The organism is Brevibacterium sp. SMBL_HHYL_HB1 (genome assembly GCF_018208375.1).
Classification (GTDB): Bacteria; Actinomycetota; Actinomycetes; order Actinomycetales; family Brevibacteriaceae; genus Brevibacterium; species Brevibacterium intestinavium.
In genome coordinates this window covers 1,610,582-1,629,580 of sequence record NZ_CP062936.1, presented here as the reverse complement: position 1 = coordinate 1,629,580, position 18,999 = coordinate 1,610,582, and the positions used below count along the sequence as shown (strand labels likewise).

Genomic DNA, 18,999 nt, shown 5'->3' with positions numbered 1-18,999 from the left:
GGTGACCGGTCACCAGGGAGGCCGGCCCTCGACGATCCGTCGACGGCCGGCCTCCCCGTCCTGCGCGTCAATCCTCCGCTTGCTGATTGCGCGTCGTGCTGATCGTCGGCTGCGCCGCCTGATCACCGCAGAGGACGATCATGAGGTTCGACACGAGATCGCTGCGTTCGGCCTGACCGAGCCGAACGATCCCACGCCCCTCGATCTCCTCGATCGCCGTCTCGACCATGCCCACGGCGCCCTCGACGATGAGCTGGCGAGCGGCGACGACGGCGGTCGCCTGCTGCCGCTGGAGCATGGCACGGGCGATCTCCGGGGCGTAGGCCAACTGCGTGATGCGGGATTCGATGATCGTCACACCGGCGGCCGTGACCCGGGCGGCCACTTCGTCGGAGAGCTTCGACGTGATCTCATCGGCATTGTCGCGCAGGGACATCCGATGCGGGTCGGAGGAGTCGTAGGCATAGGAATTCGCGATGTGCCTGACGGCGGTCTCGGCCTGGATGGCCACGAACTCCTCGAAGTCGTCGACTTCGAACATCGCCTGTGCGGTGTCCCTGACCTGCCAGACGACGACGGCGCCGATCTCGATCGGGTTGCCGTCGAGGTCGTTGACTTTCAGCGTCGAGGTCTCATGGTTGCGGATGCGGGTGGAGACCTGATCCTTCGTGTAGAACGGGTTGACGAACCGCAGCCCCGACTGCCGGACGGTGCCGACGTACTTCCCGTACAGCTGGAGGACGACAGCATGTCCGGGCGCCACCGAGGTGCAGCCCTTGAAGAGGAACATCGAGGCGATGAAGCACAGCACGCCGAGAACGATGAGGACGATCCCGATCGCCGTCGCCGCGATGGTCATGATCAGACCGATGATCCCGAGCAGCGCGGCCAACAGGAGCAGGACGATGGCTCCGGCGATCGCGAAATATCCGGATACGCCGCCGGCGGAGCGCTCCCGCACCCGCTCGCCTTCAGGGGAGACGATGCGTGCCGGCCGCCGACCGCCGGGGTCCGGTGCCGGGGCGGGAGACGGTGAGGCCGAATGCCGACCCCGGGCGGTGTTGTGCGGCATCGGGGAGCTCGGGCCGGAGACGCCTCCGTGCGTCTGCGGAGCCCCCGTATTGGCCTGGGCGCCTCCCGGCGGACCGTAGGCGACAGGGGATTCGGGAGAACCGGAGGAGCCGGCCTGGGAACCCTGTGATCCGTAGTGACCGTTGGGGTTGGTCACCGGTTCGGCTCCCGGATACGCGGCCGGGTGAGTGTGACCGTCCTGGTAGTGGGGCATCGGATCGCCGGTCGGGACAGGGCCGCGAACAGGGGGCTGATTCGGACGCCGATCATGCTGCTGTGGGTTCTCAGTCATGTCTCCAGTCTAGGCCACAGAATGAGACGCGAATCTCACATCGACTCCGTTCGAGCGGGTTGGGTAACGGTTTCATAACTGAACTCGTCTCAACGGGCGGAAGCCTTGAATGTGATCTGCGTCTCAGGGATCTTTTCAAACCATGAACAGCATTCAACTCCATGCAGAGCCGGTGTCCCCGGTCGACGATGCCATCAACTCCTGGTTCGACCCGATCGCAACATGGTTCGGCAACATCATCTTCTTCCCGATCACCATCGGGGGAGCGTCCTTCCCGTTCGTTGTCGTGTGGCTGATCTTCGCCGCACTGGTCTTCACCATCTACTTCGGCTTCATCCAGGCCCGTGCCGCCAAGCTGTCGATCGAGATCATCCGCGGGAAGTTCTCCACGAAGGACGACCCGGGGGAGGTCACCCACTTCCAGGCCCTGGCCTCGGCCCTGTCGGGAACCGTCGGACTCGGCAACATCGCCGGTGTCGGCGTCGCCATCGCCCTCGGCGGTCCGGGCGCGACATTCTGGATGATCGTGGCCGGCCTGCTGGGCATGTGCACGAAGTTCGTCGAATGCACCCTCGGCGCGAAGTACCGTGAGATCGACGAGAACGGAGTCGTCCACGGCGGACCCTTCAAATATCTGCCCGTCGCCTTCCGACGCTTCAGCAGACCCGTCGCCACGACGCTGACGGGACTGTTCGCCATCGCGATCCTCATCTTCGGCGTCGTCGGCGGCGGAATGTTCCAGGCCAACCAGACCTTCGCCCAGGTGCGCACCGCCACCGGCGGCGACGACGGCATCCTGGCCGGCCCCTTCGCCTCACTCATCTTCGGAATCGTCTTCGCCGTCCTCGTCGCGCTCGTCATCCTCGGCGGCATCCGCTCCATCGCGAAGGTCACCGACAAACTGGTTCCCGGCATGGCGATCTTCTACGTCGTCTCCTGCCTGCTCGTCCTCGGGCTCAACTACTCGAACATCCCCCACGCCGTCGGCGAGATCTTCTCCGGCGCGTTCAACCCGCAGGGCATCGCCGGCGGCGTCATCGGTGTCATGATCATCGGCTTTCAGCGTTCGGCGTTCTCCAACGAGGCCGGTATCGGTTCGGCGCCGATCGCCCACTCGGCGGTCAAGACCCGCCGCCCGATCTCCGAGGGCTTCGTCGCCCTGCTCGAGCCCTTCATCGACACCGTCATCGTCTGCACCATGACGGCTCTGACGATCATCGTCGCCAACCAGGCCTCGTACCGTGAGGACCTCGGCGCCGGTGAGATCGGGGGAGTGGCCCTGGCCTCGGACGCCTTCTCAACTGTCGCCTCCTGGTACCCGGCGCTGCTGGCGATCGCCGTGGCACTCTTCGCCTTCTCGACGCTGATCACCTGGGCCTACTACGGTGAGCAGGCCTGGAGCTTCCTGTTCGGAAACGCCAAGGCCAGCGTCACCGTCTTCCGCACGCTCGTGTGCGTCTTCGTCGTCATCGGCTGCGTGGCCACCTTCTCCAAGGTCGTCGAATTCGCCGATGCCGCGCTGTTCATGTGCGCGTTCATCAACATCCTCGGCCTCTATCTGCTGATGCCGGTGGTCAAGAAGGAGATGAAGAAGTACCTGGCCGACCGCAGGGCCGGCACGCTGGGCGATCCCGAGACGAAGGACGCCGTTCCGGTCGACGCACTCGGCTGAGGCATCCGAGACCTCTGCCGAAGGAGCAGACGCAGTGCGCCGCGATCCGTGAGACGCGGCGCACTGCCGTGTCCGCTCATCGTTAGACTGGTGCCGTGGAGCACAACAGAGACGGAAAGACACCCGCCCAGAAGAGACTGATCGAGCTGCGCGACAGCATCGACAACATCGACGCCTCCCTCGTCCACCTCCTGGCCGAGCGGTTCAAACTCACCGAACGGGTCGGCGAGCTCAAGGCCGAACACGGGCTGCCGCCGGCCGATGAATCGCGCGAGGCCCGACAGGTCGCCCGCCTGCGGATTCTCGCCGAGGACTCGCACCTCGACCCCGAATTCGCCGAGAAGTTCCTCGCCTTCATCGTCGCCGAGGTGATCCGCCGTCACGAGCGCATCGCCGAAGCGCGGGAGGACTGAGACCTCCTCGGCCTCCCGGCCGGGCTGAGAGATGACTCACAGTCGAGTGCGGGGTGGTGGGCATCCGCCCTGCGGGTTTGCCGATCTCACGCTGATAAGACTAGAATTGAGCGTCGGTGCGCGTGACGCACCACGGCTGGTGATTCCTCTCAATGGGCGGCCTCGAAGGTGACTTCGTCGGCAGCCAAGGGACAACCGCCGTTCGATCGTGAATATGCAGAAAGAGGGTTCGACCATGGTCTATGCCATCGTCCGCGCCGGAGGCCACCAGGAAAAGGTGAGCGTCGGCGACATCATCACAGTCAACCGAATGAAGGCGAAGGCTGGAGACAGCGTCGAACTCGATGCCGTGCTTCTTGTCGACGGTGAGACGGTCACGACCGATGCCGAGGCACTGTCGAAGGTCTCGGTCAGCGCCGAAGTCGCAGGCGAGCTCCGCGGCCCCAAGATTGTGATCCAGAAGTACAAGAACAAGACGGGGTACAAGAAGCGTCAGGGCCACCGCCAGGACCTCACCCGTCTGAAGATCACGAGCATCAAGTAAGAGGAGACTTCTCACATGGCAAGCAAAAAGGGAGTCAGCTCGACCCGCAACGGTCGCGACTCAAACCCGCAGTACCTCGGCGTCAAGCGCTTCGGCGGCCAGTCCGTCAAGGCCGGCGAGATCCTCGTCCGCCAGCGCGGAACCAAGTTCCATCCCGGAGCCAACGTCGGCCGTGGAGGAGACGACACCCTCTTCGCTCTGACTGCCGGCGCCGTGGAGTTCGGCACCCGCAAGGGGCGCAGGATCGTCAACATCGTCGGAGCCTGATCCGCTCAGGATCCGATCGATTCCAATAGGATTTCTCCCCGTCAGGGGACTGTGAAGGGTGAGTCACGCGACTCACCCTTCATCTGATATAAGGACATTATGGCCACCGAGTTCGTAGATCGTGTCACCGTTCACCTCGCCGCCGGCGACGGTGGGAACGGGTGCGCCTCGATCAGGCGCGAGAAGTTCAAACCGCTCGGCGGCCCCGACGGTGCCGACGGAGGCAACGGCGGCAACATCGTCTTCCGCGTCGACCGACAGACGACCACACTGCTGCCGCTGCACCACCGTCCGCACCTGCGCGCCGACGGCGGGGGGATCGGCAAGGGCGATCTGCGCCACGGTGCCGACGGGAAGAACCTCGTCATCGCCGTGCCCGAGGGCACGGTGGTCAAGAGCACCGATGGCGACATCATCGCCGATCTCGTCGACGAGGGCACCGAATTCACCGCTGCCGCAGGTGGCCGCGGGGGACTCGGCAACGCCGCCCTGGCCTCGACGAAGCGCAAGGCTCCCGGCTTCGCCCTGCTGGGCGAACCCGGCGAGAGCCTCAGCCTCGTGCTCGAACTCAAGACGATCGCCGACATCGCTCTGGTCGGCTATCCCTCGGCCGGCAAGTCCAGCCTCATCGCAGCGCTGTCAGCGGCGAAGCCGAAGATCGCCGACTATCCCTTCACCACGCTCGCGCCCAACCTCGGCGTGGTCCAGGCAGGAGACACGCGCTACACCGTCGCCGACGTTCCCGGTCTCATCCCCGGAGCCTCCGACGGCAAGGGGCTCGGTCTGGAGTTCCTGCGTCACGTCGAACGCTGCGCCGGTCTCGTCCACGTCATCGACATGGCCACCTGGGAGCCGAACCGAGACCCTGTTACCGACCTGACGATCATCGAAACCGAACTCGCCGCCTATGCCGTCGACCTCGATGACGGCAGCGGACTGCTGCCGCTGTCCGAACGTCCGAAGCTCGTGGCGCTCAACAAGGTCGACATCCCCGACGGCCGGGACTTGGCCGATATCGTCCGACCCGATCTCGAGGCCGCTGGATACCGTGTCTTCGAGATCTCGGCCGTCAGCCATGCCGGACTGCGCGAACTGTCCTTCGCCATGGCCGAACTCGTGCTGGCCGAGCGCGAACGCCGCGAGCAGATCGTAGCGACCCCGCAGCGGGTGGTCATCCGCCCGAAGGCCGTCGACGATCGGGGCTTCGAGATCCGCGCCGAACACGATTCCGACGGGCCGCTGTTCCGGGTGCTCGGAGACAAACCCCGCCGGTGGGTGCAGCAGACGGACTTCGGCAACGACGAAGCCGTCGGCTATCTGGCCGACCGGCTCGAAAGGCTCGGAGTCGAGGACGCCCTGTTCAAGGCCGGAGCCAAACCGGGCGATGCGATCGTCGTCGGCGGCGACGATGGAGTGGTCTTCGACTGGGACCCGACAACGGTCGGCGGCGCCGAACTCCTCGGCTCCCGCGGCACCGACGCCCGCCTGGAAGAGGAAGCCCGCGCGACCCGCAGGGAGCGCAAGGCCGCCTACCACGAACGGATGGACGCGAAGGCCGCGGTGCGAGCCGAGTTCGAGCAGGAGCGGCTGGCCGAGCGGGCACGCCGCGAGAGCCCGTCGGTCAGGGAGCAGGCATCCGATCCGGCCTCGGGGACCGAGGAGGAGTGAACGCCGCAGCTGATACGCACGCGGCGACCCTGCCCCTGCGCGAAGACATCGCCGCCGCCCGTCGCGTCGTCGTCAAGGTCGGATCCTCATCGCTGACCAGCCTCGACGGCGGTCTCGATGAGGCCAAGCTCATCGCACTCACCGATGTCATCGGTGCGCATCGGGCCGCCGGCCACGAGGTGATCCTCGTGTCCTCGGGTGCCATCGCGGCGGGTCTCGACCCGATGGGTCTGAGGAAGCGGCCACGCGACCTGGCCACGCAGCAGGCGGCCGCCGGGGTCGGTCAGGGACTGCTGATGGCCGCCTACACGCGTGCTCTGGGACGCTACGACCTCGTGCCCGGGCAGGTGCTGCTGACCGCCGACGATCTGATCCGGCGGACCCAGTACAAGAACGCCCAACGCGCCATCGACAAACTCCTGGCCCTGGGCACCCTGCCCATCGTCAACGAGAACGACGCCGTCGCAACCGAGGAGATCCGCTTCGGCGACAACGACCGTCTGGCCGCTCTTGTGGCGCATCTGGCCCACGCCGATGCGCTCGTCCTCCTCTCCGACGTCGACGCCCTCTACTCGGGGCCTCCGGACCGGCCCGGATCCGAACTCATCGACCGGGTGTGCGGCCTCGGCGATCTCGACGGTATCGCCATCGGCGGCGTCGGCCTCGCCGGGACGGGCACCGGGGGAATGGCGACGAAGGTCGACGCGGCGATCATGGTCGCCGACTCCGGCATCCCGGCCGTGCTGACCTCTGCGCATCGGGCCGCGGCGGCACTGGCAGGCAAGCAGGTCGGCACCTATTTCTCCGTCACCCATCGCCGTCGCGGCACCCGACTGCTGTGGCTGCGCCACCTGGCACGGACCTTCGGTTCGATCACCATCGACCGCGGAGCCGAACAGGCGGTGCTCTCACGGGGAACGTCCCTGCTGGCGGCGGGCGTGACCGGCGCCGACGGTGACTTCGAGGCCGGTGACCCGGTCGAGATCCGCAACCTCGACGGTGAGGTCATCGCCCGCGGGATGACGAACTTCTCCTCGGACGAGCTGCCGACGATGTTCGGGGCCACGACGGAGGAACTTGGCACCCGTTTGGGAAATGATTACCGTAAAGAGGTCATCCATCGGAACGATCTCGTTCTCACACAGAGAAACGGGAGGAGATAGCCCATGACAGCATCATCCGAGATCCACCCGAAGACAGTCCGCGGCGTGACCCGGATCGCGCGCAGCGCGAAGGCGGCATCGAGCCTGTTGGCCACGGCCTCGACTGCGGAGAAGAACGCGGCACTGGTCGCCATCGCCGAGGCGCTGCGCACGGGCACCGACCGCATCGTCAAAGCCAATGACGCCGACATCGCCGCCGGCACGGAGAGCGGGATGAGCGAAGCGCTGCTCGACCGCCTGCGCCTGGATGCCGATCGCATCGCCGCGATCGCCGATTCGGTCGAAGCGATCGTCGACCTCGCCGATCCCGTCGGCAACGTCGTCGTCGGCCGGACCCTGCCCAACGGCATCCGGCTCAGCCAGACCCGTGTGCCCATGGGCGTGATCGGTGCGATCTACGAAGCCCGGCCGAACGTCACCGTCGACATCGCCGTGCTCGCCCTCAAAGCGGGCAACGCGACGGTGCTGCGAGGAGGATCGGCCGCGCAGAACTCGAACGCCGAGCTCATCTCCGTCCTGCGCTCGGCCGTCGAATCGGTCGGTCTGCCGGCCGATACGGTCAACGGAATCGACCAGTACGGTCGCGACGGGGCCAATGTGCTCATGCACGCCCGCGACTTCGTCGATCTGCTCATTCCCCGAGGCGGCGCCGAACTGATCAACATGGTCGTGCAGGAGTCGATCGTGCCGGTGATCGAGACCGGTGTGGGCAATGTGCACATGTTCGTCGACTCGACGGCGACGGTGAAGACCGCCGTCGATCTCGTGCTCAATTCGAAGACCCATCGCCCCAGCGTGTGCAATTCCCTTGAGACCCTGCTCGTCCATGAGAAGGCCGCCAAGCGCGTGCTGCCGAAGATCCTCGACCGGCTCGATCAGGCCGGTGTCGTCGTCCACGCCGACTCCGACGTCTCGGCACACGCCCCGGCGTCGATGAAGATCAAGCGCGTCTCGCGACGGGACTGGGCCAAGGAGTACCTCGGCCTCGAGATCGCGATCAAACTCGTCTCGGGGATCGAAGAGGCCATCGATCACATCCGCGCCTACAGCTCCGGCCACACCGAGGTGATCGTGACCAAGGACCTCGACAACGCCGACACCTTCGTCGCCGCCATCGATGCCGCGGCCGTGGGTGTGAACGTCTCCACCCGTTTCACCGACGGGGGAGAGCTCGGCTTCGGTGCGGAGGTCGGGATCTCGACTCAGAAGCTGCACGCCCGCGGGCCGATGGGCCTCGAGCAGCTGACGACGACCAAGTGGGTGATGATGGGCAACGGCCAGATCCGTTCCTGAAGGGCACTCGAGCAGGGATCGAATCATGTCGATGCCGGAATCCCGGGACGTTCATGAGAAACTGAGAAGGCAATGAGAACGACGCGGGCCAACAGCGTCGTCGGTAAGCAGAAGGAGTTATGACGTGAACGCAGCCATCATGGCCGCCGCCGAGGGTGCGGAGCATGCAGCCCACACCGAGCTGCCGATGGATCCGATCTGGTACGGACTCATCACCCTGGCGATCTTCCTCACGATGGGCATTGTGACTCGGTCGTGGAAGGGCATTTCGCACCGCCACTGATATGGCAGACCACAGACGCAGAGTCGGTGTCATGGGCGGCACCTTCGACCCCATCCACCACGGCCACCTCGTCGCGGCCAGCGAGGTCCAAGCGACCTTCGACCTCGACGAGGTGGTTTTCGTCCCCACCGGACGGCCGTACCAGAAGGACGTCGACGAGGTCACGAGTCCAGAGCATCGGTATCTGATGACCGTCATCGCCACGGCATCGAACCCGCGCTTCACCGTCTCACGCGTCGATGTCGACCGGCCCGGGCCCACCTACACCATCGACACGCTGCGCGATCTGGCTCGAAGCTACGGTTCGGACACGGAGTTGTTCTTCATCACCGGCGCGGACGCTTTGGCTCAGATCCTGACGTGGAAGAATGTGGATGAGCTGTTTTCCTTGGCGCACTTCGTCGGGGTCAGCCGGCCGGGGCACGAACTCCATGGTGATGGGCTGCCGGTCGACCGGTTGAGTCTCGTGCAGATTCCGGCACTGGCGATATCGTCCACGGATTGCAGACAACGGGTGATGGATGGTGCGCCCGTCTGGTACCTCGTGCCGGACGGAGTCGTGCAGTACATCGCGAAGTACGAGTTGTACAGGAGTGAGAATGGCTGAGGAGCAGTTCACGTCACGTCGGGCCCGGCGGGAAGCCGAACGGCTGGCGGCGGAACAGGCATTCGAGGCACGAGAGGTTCCTGGCCAGTCCGATGAGGCGCAGAGCTCCCGCGCAGATCTGCTCAGCCCGCGACCGCCGAGGAAGCCCGATGCCGCGCCCGGCCCCGCCGCCGACGGTGCGGACTCCGACTCCCGCATCGACCCCGATCCTTCACCGCGGACCACCCACGAACGCGGTGCACTGGCCTCGGACCACCCTCTCGAAACACGGCCTCCCGTCCATGCCGAGGACCGTCTCGACCGGCAGCGGAGCCCGCTGCCGCACTTCGAGTCGCGTGCGGAGAGGAAACGGTATCTGCGCGAGCACGGACTGTCATTCAACGGTGACCTGTCCACCGGTGCGATCCCGGTCGTCGCCGATGAGGAAGAGCTGGCCGAACGTCGGGCCGCGGCCGAGGGACGCCTGACCGGACCTGTGACCGAAACTGCGGAGACCGCGCAGTCGGAGGACGAACACGAATCCTATGATGCCGCCGGGTTCGGAGGGGACTCCGACGAAGTCGCTGCACGCGACTTCGAGGCCCCGGTCACGGCCGAATCGGCTCCGCGTCCGACGGCGTTCGACGACGAACCCTACGACGCCCTGTCGATGCCGTACTCGGAACTCGAGCAAGAGGAAGCGCAGGACCGCTCGGCCGCGGACACGTCCGCACAGACGCCTGCCTCCGAATCCGCCGAGGAGGCCACGAGCGCCTCCGAGGCCGCCTCGAGCGCTGCTGAGTCCGATCCGAACGCGGTCGGCACCGATTCCAAGGCGATTGGGACCGATCCGGACGCTGCCGCCACCGATGCGAAGGCGGCTGGTACCGGCTCGAGCCCTGCCGAGACAGGTCCGAGCCCCGCCGGCACCGACAGCGGAACACCGCAAGTCGAGGGGCCGACCGACGACGACGCCGAGGCGAGCTCACGTTCGCGTCGGATGCCGATCGTCCAGCCGCCCTCGACGGCCGGGGTGCGAGTCGTCACCGCAGCCTCGGCCCAGGGCTCCGAGGCGAACGCACAAGAGGACCGAGACTCCGCCTCACAGGAGGGACCCTCGCACGCCGATGGCTCGGACACTGCCAGGGACTCGGGCCGGGCAGCGGAGTCCGCAGAAGCGAAGGCCCCGTCGGCCGAAGCCGGCTCCGACGATGCGGCACGCGCACTGGCGGCGAACCCGGAGACCCGTCCCATGGACGCGGTGCCGGAGGCCTGGCCCCTGCCCAACCCCGACTACGAGGACGAGGAGACCGAGAACCCACCGGGATCGCGGATCCGCGCCAGCTCCGTGACCGGACAGGACGGGCAGATCCTCATGGGCGAGGAGCCCTCGAAGATGCCCTATATCATCCTCGGCGTCGCCGCGTTCTTCGCCCTGGCACTCATCGTCATCGCCCTCGTCATGTTCCTGTGACACCCTCTTGACAGCCGCATCCATGCGAAAGGATCTTGTGAGCGAGATCGTCGAATCAACCCAACTGCTGAGGACCGCCGCGAAGGCCGCGGACGAGAAGCTCGGCACCGACATCGTCGGCCTCGATGTGAGCTCCACGCTCTACATCACCGACGCCTTCCTCATCGTCTCCGCCGACAACGAACGGCAGATCGACTCGATCATCGACGCCGTCGAGGAGGCCGTCCAGCGCGGACACGACCGCACACCTCTGCGCCGCGAGGGGCGGGGAAGCGACTGGGTGCTGCTCGACTTCGGCGAGATCGTCGTCCATGTCTTCTCCACCGAACAGCGCGAATACTATGCTCTCGAGCGGCTGTGGAAGGACGTGCCGGTCATCGACCTGCAGCTGCCGAACGAGCAGCGATGACGAAGACGGTTCTGTTCTGGCGCCACGGTCAGACCGACTTCAACGTCGAGGGCCGCTTCCAGGGACAGTCCGATGTGCCCCTGAACGACACCGGCCGGTCCCAAGCCGAGGACGCCGCGCGTCGACTCGTCGTTTTCGAACCCGGTCTCATCGTGTCCTCGGATCTGTCCCGCGCCGCTGAGACCGCCGACAGCCTGGCGCGACTGGCCGGTCTCGAACCGGTCCGCGACGAGCGGCTGCGAGAGTCCGCGTTCGGTGAGTGGGAGGGGTCCACCCGCGCCGAGGTGGCCGCGACCTGGCCCGCGGAACTGGCCGACTGGGCCTCCGGCGTCGACGTCGCCCCTCCGGGAGGCGAGTCGCGGTCGCAGTCGGGCCGTCGAGTCGCCTCCGCGATCACCGACATCGTCGAATCCTCGTCCGCCGAGACGATCGTGATCGTCGCCCACGGGGCCGTGCTGCGCGGTGCCGCCGAAATCCTTCTCGAATTGGGCGGCGCCGGTCGCATCGGCGTGCTCGGCAACTGCGGATACGGCGAGTTCCGCTACACCGGCAACGGTTGGGTGCTCAGCAGCTGGAGTGGGAAGCAGCGCTGAGAGCATCGGCGGGCTGCGGTTCGATGCCGCGATCCCGACCGCGGGCAAAGCCCCGGCCCGGCTCGGGCGCCGACGAGGCTTCAGGTGCCGGAGCCTCGGCGCTCATCGACGGTGCGAATCAGATCGATGAGCGCCTGTGCCGATCGGGACCAGTCGAAGACCTGTGACTGCGTCCGCCCGGCCGCGGACTGCCGTGCCCAGATCGTCTCGTCCGTGAGCGCGGTGATCGCCTCGGCGATCGATTGCGGATCATCGGGATCGAAGTACATCGCCGCCTCGGCCGCGATCTCCCTGAAGATGGGAATGTCCGACACGGCCACTGGCACTCCCTGCGCCATAGCCTCGATCACCGGCAGACCGAAGCCCTCCTCCTTCGAAGCCGTGACCAGAGCCGTGGCCTCGTCCAGCAGCTGCGCATAGTCCGCGTCGCTGATCCCGCGATGGAACACGACCGTGGCCCGGTCGGGGATCAGGGCCCGCAGCTGCGCCTCCCGTCGGCCATCGATCCGACTGGCGATGTGCAGCGTCCACCCCGGCAGGTGCTCAAGGGCCCGGATGAGGGACTCGACGTTCTTGTACGGCAGGAACGCTCCCATGTAGATGAGCGTCTTCGCCTCGTGACGATTCACGGTGCGCGTCGCCGAGGCGGTGACCTCGGCGGCGTTCGAGACCACGTGCACCGGCCGGGTGGTGAGTCGGTGCGAGACGATGAGATCCCTCGTCGTCTCCGACACCGCTGCCACCGCATCGGCCCGGTTGAGCAGCAGCCGCTGGGGCAGATAGCTCAGGTGGTAGGCCCGCCAGAGCAGGCGGATGGGCAGCGGCAGGTCGCCCGGCGGCTGCGGATGCGAGTAGTAGATGAGGTCGTGGATGGTGAGGATGAGGCCGTAGCGCCGTCCCGCCGATCCCATCGTCTGCATCGTCGAGAACACGACGTCGGCGCCCAGGGCATTGAGCTTGGCGGCGATGGCCACCTCGGCAGGCGAGGTGGGATCGTTGAGCTTGACCCACCGGCACTCGGGCAGCAGATCCAGCTGGGCCTCGTCGCTGATGATCGCGGTGACGTCGATCTCCGTGCCCTCGACCGCCGTGAGCAGTGCGGCGAGCAGGCACGAGCCGTAGCGGGAGATGCCGTCATGGTGCTTCGTGCGGGTGAATCGCGCGTCGAAGAAGACCGACAGCGTCCGTGCCGGCCGGGGCCTCAATGTGCTTTTGCTCATGGAACTCCGAGTCGATAGTCTGATTCTTCGAAAGTCTGTGTCTGTCGATCTGCGCACATCTCGATAAAGGATCAGTGAGTGAAGGAACCGTCACCTGTGCCCACGGCCGCTGAGGTCCGGTCATGATCCTAACGATTATCGCACTTGCCGGACTGGTCGTGCTCACTCCCTTCCTCACCCGCGTTGCGGGACGAGCGAGCGGATGGCCGTTGGCGGTGGCGTACCTGGCCGTGGCCGGGCTGTTCACCCCGACCGCCGCCGAGGTGATGGCCGGGAACACCCCCGAGGTGACCTATCCGTGGATCCCCAGCCTCGGCGTCGACCTCGCCCTTCGCGCCGACGGCATCGGCGTCGTCTTCACCTACATCGCCCTGATCATCGGCGCGGTCGTGTTCGTGTTCTCCACGGAGTACCTGCCCCACGGGCGCAACACGAGCTTCTACTGGCTGATGGTGATCTTCACCTTCTCCATGGTCGCCCTCGTGCTCAGCAACGACCTGCTCGTGCTGTTCGTGTGCTGGGAGCTGACCTCACTCGCGTCGTTCTTCCTCATCGCCCGATCCGGTTCGCCAGGCCGGGCCCCGGCCCTGCGGACGATGTTCTTCACCTTCATCGGCGGACTCAGCCTGCTGGTGGCCACCGGTGTCATCATCGCCGTGACCGGGACGACGAACGTCAACGAGGCGATCGGCTCCCCGGTGTGGACCGGCCAGCCCGAGGTGACGAGTCTGGTCGCCCTCCTCGTCGCGATCGCGGCCATGACCAAATCCGCGCAGTTCCCGTTCCACCCGTGGCTGCCCGATGCCATGGCCGCGGCCACCCCGGTCTCGGCCTATCTGCACGCCGCCGCAGTGGTCAAAGCCGGAATCTTCCTCATGCTGCGGTTCTCACCGGCCTTCCACTCGACCCCGGCCTGGAACGGTCTGCTCATCGTCGCGGGACTGGTCACCGCGTGCCTCGGCGGTTGGTTCGCGCTCAACCAGCACGACGTGAAGAAGCTCATGGCCTATTCGACGGTCTCCCAGCTCGGGCTCATCACCGCCGTCATCGGCGTCGGCACGGAGGCGGCGATCGCCGCGGCCACCCTGCACGTGATCGCCCACGCTCTGTTCAAATCCGGACTGTTCATGATGGTCGGCGTCGTCGACCACCTGGCCGGAACCCGCGATCTGGCCCGGATCCCGAAACTCATGCGCACCGCCCCTGCCGCGTTCGCAGTGATGATCATCGGCTGTGCGTCGATGGCGGGCATCCCCCCGCTGCTGGGGTTCGTATCGAAGGAGTTCCTGTTCACCGCCCTCGGCGAGGCCCCCGGCGGGGACTGGACCGGGTGGGTCGCCCTCCTCGTCGCCGCCGGTGCCTCCGTTCTCACCTTCGCCTACTGCGCGAAGACGGTGTGGGGCAGCTTCATCGACGGCAAGGAGCCCGAACCGGGCCGCCTCCACCACGGATCGTCGGTCATGCTCATCGCCGCTGCGGTGCCGATCCTGGCCTCGCTGCCGCTGAGCTTCGTCCTCTTCGCCTTCGACAATCCGCTCGACCAGGTGGTCCGTGCGGCCCTGCCGTCGGCGACCGGGTCCGTGCACCTGGAGCTGTGGCACGGGGTCAACGTCGAACTGATCGCCTCGGCGTTCATCATCGCTCTCGGTGTGCTCATCATCCTCAAACGGTCACGGGTCTTCGTCTTCTTCCACCGCGCCACACTGCCCTTCGACGGCGCAGACGTCATCGATGCGCTCAACGCGGGACTGCGCCGGGCCGGGCACGGACTCTCGGCCTTCGTCCGACCGATGAACTCCGGACCCTATCTCGCGATGTCCCTCGGCGGGCTGAGTCTGCTGGCCATCGGTGCGATTCCGATCGTCTACGCCGAGCTGCCGGGCCTGCAGGAGGGGCTGAGCCGTCCCGTCGACGTCATCCTCCTCGTGCTCATCACCGTCGCCGTGCTCGTCGTGTGCACGTCGCATTCGCGGCTGACCACCGTCGTCGCGCTCTCAGCCGTGGGGATCCTCGCCACGGTGCAGATCCTGGCCCTCGGCGCCCCCGACGTCACCCTCACCCAGCTGCTCGTCGAGGCGATGACGATCATCGTCATCATGCTCGTGCTGCAGAAGCTGCCGCGTTCGTTCTGGCGCTATCCGAAGCGCCAGCAGAGCCCGCGTCTGATCTTCGCGATCATCGTCGGCGCCTCGGTGACCGCCCTGACCCTCGTTCTCAACGGGCGCCGGGAACGCTCCGATCTGGGCACCTACTACCTCGACCGGGCACCGGGCATCAGCGGAGGCGACAACATCGTCAACACGATCCTCGTCGAATTCCGTGCCCTCGACACCCTGGGCGAGCTGACCGTGCTCGGTATGGCCGGCATCGCCATCGTGGCCGTGATGTCGACGGTCAAGGACAAGTTCATCGACCCGCCGGCGGAGAATATTCCCGAACCGCCGCGCCCGCCGTGGGTGTCGATCCGTCCGAAGGGAACCACGGCGTACCGCGCCGTCCACGAGGCATGGCCGAACGTCATCCCGCTGCAGCTGACGATCAAGGTCCTCGGCCCGCTGCTGGCCCTGTCGTCCCTGGTGATCTTCTGGCGCGGACACAACTCGCCCGGCGGCGGATTCATCGCCGCTCTCGTCGGTTCGGCCGTCATCGGACTGGCCTACCTGTCCACGGCGAGGGATCGTGCGATCGGCCCGCCGCGGGCACCGCTGTACCTCATCGGATCCGGCGTCGGCACCGCCGTGGTGACCGGGATCATCGGACTCGTCTTCGCCGGATCGTTCCTCAAACCCATGCACACCGAATTCGCCGGTCAGCACTGGACGACGTCGATGCTGTTCGACCTCGGCGTCTATCTCGCGGTGCTCGGACTGATGCTGCTGTCGTTCAACATCCTCGGCGTCTCGGACTCGGCCGCGACCTCGGCCGGTGACGATGTGCTGACCAACGGCATCATTCGCCGCGATGTCGAACGCACACGCGAACGGGCCGATGAGCTGCTCTACGGAGAGCTCAGCGGTCCGATGGAAGCCATCCGCGGGGAGCGACCGGAGCGCAGCCGGCGGGCCGACCGGGCCTCGACGGAGGAGAAGGTCCGTGCCTCCTCGACGCATATTCTGCGCGGTGATCCGCCGGTCGAACGGCATGAGGACCCACTCGTCGAAGGGCAGGAGGCGCCATGATCCTGGCACTGACGATCGGCGTGCTCACCGCCGGCGGCGTCTATCTCATGATGCAGCGCTCGATGGTCAGGGGCGTCTTCGGACTCACCCTCATCTCGCACGCCGCGAACTTCATCCTGCTCTCGGCCGGAGTCGGAGCCTGGAGGGGCGAACCCCTGGCCGGTCGCGGCGATCTGTCCGAAGCCGCCGATCCGCTGCCGCAGGCGTTCGTCCTCACCGCCATCGTGATCACTCTGGCCGTGACCATCTTCATGCTCGCCCTGGCCGTGCTCGGCCATGACGACGACCAGAAACGCAATCCCGAGACGGGGGAGGAGCGCGACTCATGAACTCGGCCCTTCTCCTCCTGCTCATCGGTGTGCCGCTTCTGTCCTCGGCCCTGAGTGTGCTCATCACCTCACGCACCTTCGACCGGTTCCTGCTGCTGGCCGCGCCGATCTTCGCAGGCGGGGCCGGCATCGGACTGCTCCTCATCCACGAGAGCACCCCGGTGATCGCGCATTCGGTCGGCGACTACGTGCCGGGACTGGCGATCGTGTTCGTCTCGGACACGTTCACCGCACTCATGCTGGTGCTGACCTCACTGGTGGCGCTCATCAGCTGTCTGTTCCTCATCGCCACCGGGGAGGACCAGTACCGGTTCGTCCCGGCGCTGATCCTGATGATGCTCACCGGCGTCTACGGTGCCCTGCTGACGGGGGACCTGTTCAACTTCTTCGTGTTCGTCGAAGTGATGATGCTGCCGGCCTACGCCCTCATCGCCGTCACCGGCACCTGGCGGCGGCTGGGCATCGGTCGACTCTACGTCATGGTCAACCTGCTGACCTCGACGATGCTGCTCATCGGCGTCGGCTTCGTCTACGGGTCCACCGGCACGGTCAACCTCGCCGTCCTCGCCGACCAGGGAAGGCCCACGGGGCAGGCGGGCATCGCGCTCGGAGTGGTGCTGCTGTCACTGTTCATCAAGGCCGGTGGAGCGCCGTTCCACGGGTGGCTCGTGCGCAGCTATCCGAACACCTCGGCGGGGATGATGTCGCTGTTCTCGGGACTGCACTCGAAGGTCGGGCTGTATGCGATCTATCGCATCTACACCACCGTCTACGGCGAGCCCGCACCGTGGGTGAACGTCCTCCTCGTCGTGGCCGTGGTCAGCATCTTCATCGGCGCGATCTCCGGGTTCGGACAGGTGCGGGTGCGCAATGTGCTCGGGTTCCAGATGACAGCGGGCGTCGGGCACATTCTGCTCGGCGTCACTCTGCTGAGTTCGGCCGCGCTCAGTGCCGGAGCCTTCTACATGGTCCATCACATGATCACGATGTCGGGTCTGCTGCTCATCATGGGTGCGGTCGAACAGACCTACGGCACCGGTTCGTTCAAGAAACTGTCCGGACTGGCCTCACGCGAGCGGTGGGCGACGGTGCTGATGATCCTCGGCCTCTTCTCGCTCATCGGGCTTCCGCCGACCTCGGGGCTGTGGGGCAAGGTCGGACTCATCACCGCGGCCACGGACAGCGGTGGGGGACGCGGCTGGGTCCTCGCGGCGACCATCGTCGTCGGTGCGCTCATCAGCCTGCTGGCGCTGCAGCGCACCTGGCGCAACACGTTCTGGGGGCCGCCGATGCAGACGTACCGGCCGGATTCGGCCGAGACCGGTCGTGCCCCGGCCCAGCCCATCCTGCGCAGCGTGCGCATCCCCGCCCGTCTGCTCGCGCCCGCCACGATCATGATCGGGCTGTCGGCAGCGCTCTTCTGCTTCCCGGAGCCGCTGCTGGAGATCACTCATCGCGCCGCCGAGGGCCTGCTCGACCACAGCGACTACATCGAGGCGGTGATGACCCCATGATGCGTCTCATCCACGGCGTCTCCTATGTCGGCTTCATCCTGTGGGCCATCGTCACCGGATCATGGACCATCGCGTCCCGACTCTTCCGGGCCGACTACGCCCAACCGATGATCGTCGAGCTGCCGCTGCGCTGCGCCACGGATCTCGAAGTCACCCTCTTCGCCTCATCGATCACGATCACTCCCGGCACGCTCGTCGCGGCGATCGCGGCCGGAACGTCGACGCAGCCGCCCGTCCTGTTCGTCCACGCGCTGTTCGAGGATTCTGAGGAGGATGCCCTGGCCGGGCTGACCGATATGGAGTCGCGGCTGCTGGCCATGACCCGCGGCCGCGCGCCGGGAGGCGGAGCCGAGTCCGAAGGAGAACGCTCATGACCGTCGTCGTCAGCATCTGCGCGCTCATTCTCGCCGCAGCCATCATCATCGGCCTCGTCCGGGTGCTCACCGCCCGTGACCTGGGTTCGCGGGCCGTGGTCTCGGACCTGATCTACTTCTCGTCCGTGGCCATCGTGACGATGCTCGGCATCGCAGTGTCCTCGTCCATCGTCCTCGACGTCGTCTTCCTCGCCTCCATGGTGGGGATCCTCGCGACCGTCGCCCTCTCACGCATCCTCACCAGGGGGCACCGCTGATGAACGAGATACTGGCGACTGTCCTCGTCGGGATCTTCGGCATCACCGGCTCCCTGCTGCTGCTGTCGTCGGCCCTAGCGATGTACCGCGTCCGCGACTCCCTGTCACGGATCAATGTGTTCTCCCCGGCGACCGGATTGGGCATGCCGCTCATCGTCGCCGCCGCCTATGTCTTCGACCTGCACTCCTCGGGGTTCAGCTGGGGCTCGCTGATCATGGCTGTTGTGGCCGTGATGTGCCTGATCATCGTCTCCTCGGTGGCCAGCAACACGCTCGCCAGGTCCACCGTGCTCTCCGGACAGCCGGTCTACCGCAAGACCTCCCCGAACCGTCTCGCTCAGCCGCCGGAGGGCACGGTCGACGTCGACCCCGAGACAGACCGGACCTGAGGCCCCGCA

20 protein-coding genes are annotated in these 18,999 nt (G+C 66.4%); 18 read left to right on the top strand and 2 right to left on the bottom strand.

Features of this window, described 5'->3' with window-relative positions:
* Positions 1-67: 67 nt before the first annotated feature.
* Complete coding sequence (locus IG171_RS07560; protein WP_249204179.1) at positions 68-1,363, bottom strand: SPFH domain-containing protein; 1,296 nt, start codon at positions 1,361-1,363, stop codon at positions 68-70.
* A 142-nt stretch (positions 1,364-1,505) separates the two neighbouring features.
* Here IG171_RS07560 and IG171_RS07555 point away from each other — a divergent pair, with 142 nt between their 5' ends.
* The 12 genes from IG171_RS07555 to IG171_RS07500 all read left to right on the top strand — a co-directional run bounded on the left by IG171_RS07555 (position 1,506) and on the right by IG171_RS07500 (position 11,728).
* Entirely contained in the window at positions 1,506-3,035 is a 1,530-nt protein-coding gene (locus tag IG171_RS07555) for an alanine/glycine:cation symporter family protein (RefSeq protein ID WP_212131086.1), read from the top strand.
* 95 nt (positions 3,036-3,130) lie between these two features.
* Positions 3,131-3,448 carry a chorismate mutase gene (locus tag IG171_RS07550; protein ID WP_212131084.1) on the top strand — a complete coding sequence of 106 codons (318 nt, stop codon included), beginning with the start codon at positions 3,131-3,133 and terminating at the stop codon, positions 3,446-3,448.
* Between the two features lie 235 nt (positions 3,449-3,683).
* On the top strand, positions 3,684-3,992 hold the full coding sequence (rplU, locus tag IG171_RS07545) for a 50S ribosomal protein L21 (protein WP_212131587.1): 309 nt from the start codon (positions 3,684-3,686) through the stop codon (positions 3,990-3,992).
* Positions 3,993-4,007: 15 nt separating this feature from the next.
* Positions 4,008-4,259: a 50S ribosomal protein L27 gene (gene rpmA / locus IG171_RS07540; RefSeq protein WP_212131082.1), complete on the top strand. Its 252-nt coding sequence runs from the start codon at positions 4,008-4,010 to the stop codon at positions 4,257-4,259.
* Positions 4,260-4,358: 99 nt separating this feature from the next.
* Positions 4,359-5,927, top strand: coding sequence for a GTPase ObgE (obgE, locus tag IG171_RS07535; RefSeq protein WP_212131080.1), 1,569 nt, complete (start codon positions 4,359-4,361; stop codon positions 5,925-5,927).
* Entirely contained in the window at positions 5,924-7,090 is a 1,167-nt protein-coding gene (gene proB, locus IG171_RS07530) for a glutamate 5-kinase (protein ID WP_212131078.1), read from the top strand. Before obgE ends, proB begins: the two co-directional genes overlap by 4 nt.
* Before the next feature lie 3 nt (positions 7,091-7,093).
* Positions 7,094-8,383 (top strand): glutamate-5-semialdehyde dehydrogenase, encoded by a 1,290-nt coding sequence (locus IG171_RS07525; RefSeq protein ID WP_212131076.1) that lies wholly within the window; start codon positions 7,094-7,096, stop codon positions 8,381-8,383.
* Positions 8,384-8,507: 124 nt separating this feature from the next.
* Positions 8,508-8,666, top strand: a complete 159-nt coding sequence (locus IG171_RS07520) for a hypothetical protein (protein WP_212131075.1) — start codon at positions 8,508-8,510, stop codon at positions 8,664-8,666.
* Between the two features lie 31 nt (positions 8,667-8,697).
* Entirely contained in the window at positions 8,698-9,273 is a 576-nt protein-coding gene (nadD, locus tag IG171_RS07515) for a nicotinate-nucleotide adenylyltransferase (RefSeq protein WP_249204177.1), read from the top strand.
* Entirely contained in the window at positions 9,266-10,726 is a 1,461-nt protein-coding gene (locus tag IG171_RS07510) for a hypothetical protein (RefSeq protein ID WP_212131071.1), read from the top strand. The genes nadD and IG171_RS07510 overlap by 8 nt, the downstream gene beginning before the upstream one ends.
* Positions 10,727-10,763: 37 nt before the next feature.
* Positions 10,764-11,135, top strand: a complete 372-nt coding sequence (gene rsfS / locus IG171_RS07505; protein ID WP_249204176.1) for a ribosome silencing factor — start codon at positions 10,764-10,766, stop codon at positions 11,133-11,135.
* Positions 11,132-11,728 (top strand): histidine phosphatase family protein, encoded by a 597-nt coding sequence (locus tag IG171_RS07500; protein ID WP_212131067.1) that lies wholly within the window; start codon positions 11,132-11,134, stop codon positions 11,726-11,728. Before rsfS ends, IG171_RS07500 begins: the two co-directional genes overlap by 4 nt.
* Positions 11,729-11,808: 80 nt before the next feature.
* On the opposite strand, the gene IG171_RS07495 is transcribed toward IG171_RS07500, so the two are convergent.
* Positions 11,809-12,948 (bottom strand): glycosyltransferase family 1 protein, encoded by a 1,140-nt coding sequence (locus IG171_RS07495; protein WP_212131065.1) that lies wholly within the window; start codon positions 12,946-12,948, stop codon positions 11,809-11,811.
* Positions 12,949-13,070: 122 nt separating this feature from the next.
* Between IG171_RS07495 and IG171_RS07490 the strand changes: the two genes are divergently transcribed.
* Genes IG171_RS07490 through IG171_RS07465 form a run of 6 tightly spaced genes read left to right on the top strand, consistent with a single transcriptional unit; the run spans position 13,071 to position 18,990 of the window.
* Positions 13,071-16,127, top strand: a complete 3,057-nt coding sequence (locus tag IG171_RS07490) for a DUF4040 family protein (protein WP_212131063.1) — start codon at positions 13,071-13,073, stop codon at positions 16,125-16,127.
* Positions 16,124-16,456: a cation:proton antiporter subunit C gene (locus IG171_RS07485; RefSeq protein ID WP_092014199.1), complete on the top strand. Its 333-nt coding sequence runs from the start codon at positions 16,124-16,126 to the stop codon at positions 16,454-16,456. The genes IG171_RS07490 and IG171_RS07485 overlap by 4 nt, the downstream gene beginning before the upstream one ends.
* Positions 16,453-17,970 carry a monovalent cation/H+ antiporter subunit D family protein gene (locus IG171_RS07480; RefSeq protein WP_212131061.1) on the top strand — a complete coding sequence of 506 codons (1,518 nt, stop codon included), beginning with the start codon at positions 16,453-16,455 and terminating at the stop codon, positions 17,968-17,970. Before IG171_RS07485 ends, IG171_RS07480 begins: the two co-directional genes overlap by 4 nt.
* Entirely contained in the window at positions 17,967-18,344 is a 378-nt protein-coding gene (locus tag IG171_RS07475) for a Na+/H+ antiporter subunit E (protein WP_349252148.1), read from the top strand. Before IG171_RS07480 ends, IG171_RS07475 begins: the two co-directional genes overlap by 4 nt.
* Entirely contained in the window at positions 18,341-18,601 is a 261-nt protein-coding gene (locus IG171_RS07470; protein ID WP_212131059.1) for a monovalent cation/H+ antiporter complex subunit F, read from the top strand. The genes IG171_RS07475 and IG171_RS07470 overlap by 4 nt, the downstream gene beginning before the upstream one ends.
* Entirely contained in the window at positions 18,601-18,990 is a 390-nt protein-coding gene (locus IG171_RS07465; protein ID WP_212131057.1) for a monovalent cation/H(+) antiporter subunit G, read from the top strand. The genes IG171_RS07470 and IG171_RS07465 overlap by 1 nt, the downstream gene beginning before the upstream one ends.
* Positions 18,991-18,999: the final 9 nt, after the last annotated feature.

Coding starts and splice junctions, on each gene's coding strand:
- IG171_RS07560 (WP_249204179.1), bottom strand. CDS start 1,363: ATGACTGAGAACCCACAGCAGCATGATCGGCGTCCGAATCAGCCCCCT.
- IG171_RS07555 (WP_212131086.1), top strand. CDS start 1,506: ATGAACAGCATTCAACTCCATGCAGAGCCGGTGTCCCCGGTCGACGAT.
- rplU (WP_212131587.1), top strand. CDS start 3,684: ATGGTCTATGCCATCGTCCGCGCCGGAGGCCACCAGGAAAAGGTGAGC.
- rpmA (WP_212131082.1), top strand. CDS start 4,008: ATGGCAAGCAAAAAGGGAGTCAGCTCGACCCGCAACGGTCGCGACTCA.
- obgE (WP_212131080.1), top strand. CDS start 4,359: ATGGCCACCGAGTTCGTAGATCGTGTCACCGTTCACCTCGCCGCCGGC.
- IG171_RS07525 (WP_212131076.1), top strand. CDS start 7,094: ATGACAGCATCATCCGAGATCCACCCGAAGACAGTCCGCGGCGTGACC.
- nadD (WP_249204177.1), top strand. CDS start 8,698: ATGGGCGGCACCTTCGACCCCATCCACCACGGCCACCTCGTCGCGGCC.
- IG171_RS07510 (WP_212131071.1), top strand. CDS start 9,266: ATGGCTGAGGAGCAGTTCACGTCACGTCGGGCCCGGCGGGAAGCCGAA.
- IG171_RS07500 (WP_212131067.1), top strand. CDS start 11,132: ATGACGAAGACGGTTCTGTTCTGGCGCCACGGTCAGACCGACTTCAAC.
- IG171_RS07495 (WP_212131065.1), bottom strand. CDS start 12,948: ATGAGCAAAAGCACATTGAGGCCCCGGCCGGCACGGACGCTGTCGGTC.
- IG171_RS07490 (WP_212131063.1), top strand. CDS start 13,071: ATGATCCTAACGATTATCGCACTTGCCGGACTGGTCGTGCTCACTCCC.
- IG171_RS07485 (WP_092014199.1), top strand. CDS start 16,124: ATGATCCTGGCACTGACGATCGGCGTGCTCACCGCCGGCGGCGTCTAT.
- IG171_RS07480 (WP_212131061.1), top strand. CDS start 16,453: ATGAACTCGGCCCTTCTCCTCCTGCTCATCGGTGTGCCGCTTCTGTCC.
- IG171_RS07475 (WP_349252148.1), top strand. CDS start 17,967: ATGATGCGTCTCATCCACGGCGTCTCCTATGTCGGCTTCATCCTGTGG.
- IG171_RS07470 (WP_212131059.1), top strand. CDS start 18,341: ATGACCGTCGTCGTCAGCATCTGCGCGCTCATTCTCGCCGCAGCCATC.
- IG171_RS07465 (WP_212131057.1), top strand. CDS start 18,601: ATGAACGAGATACTGGCGACTGTCCTCGTCGGGATCTTCGGCATCACC.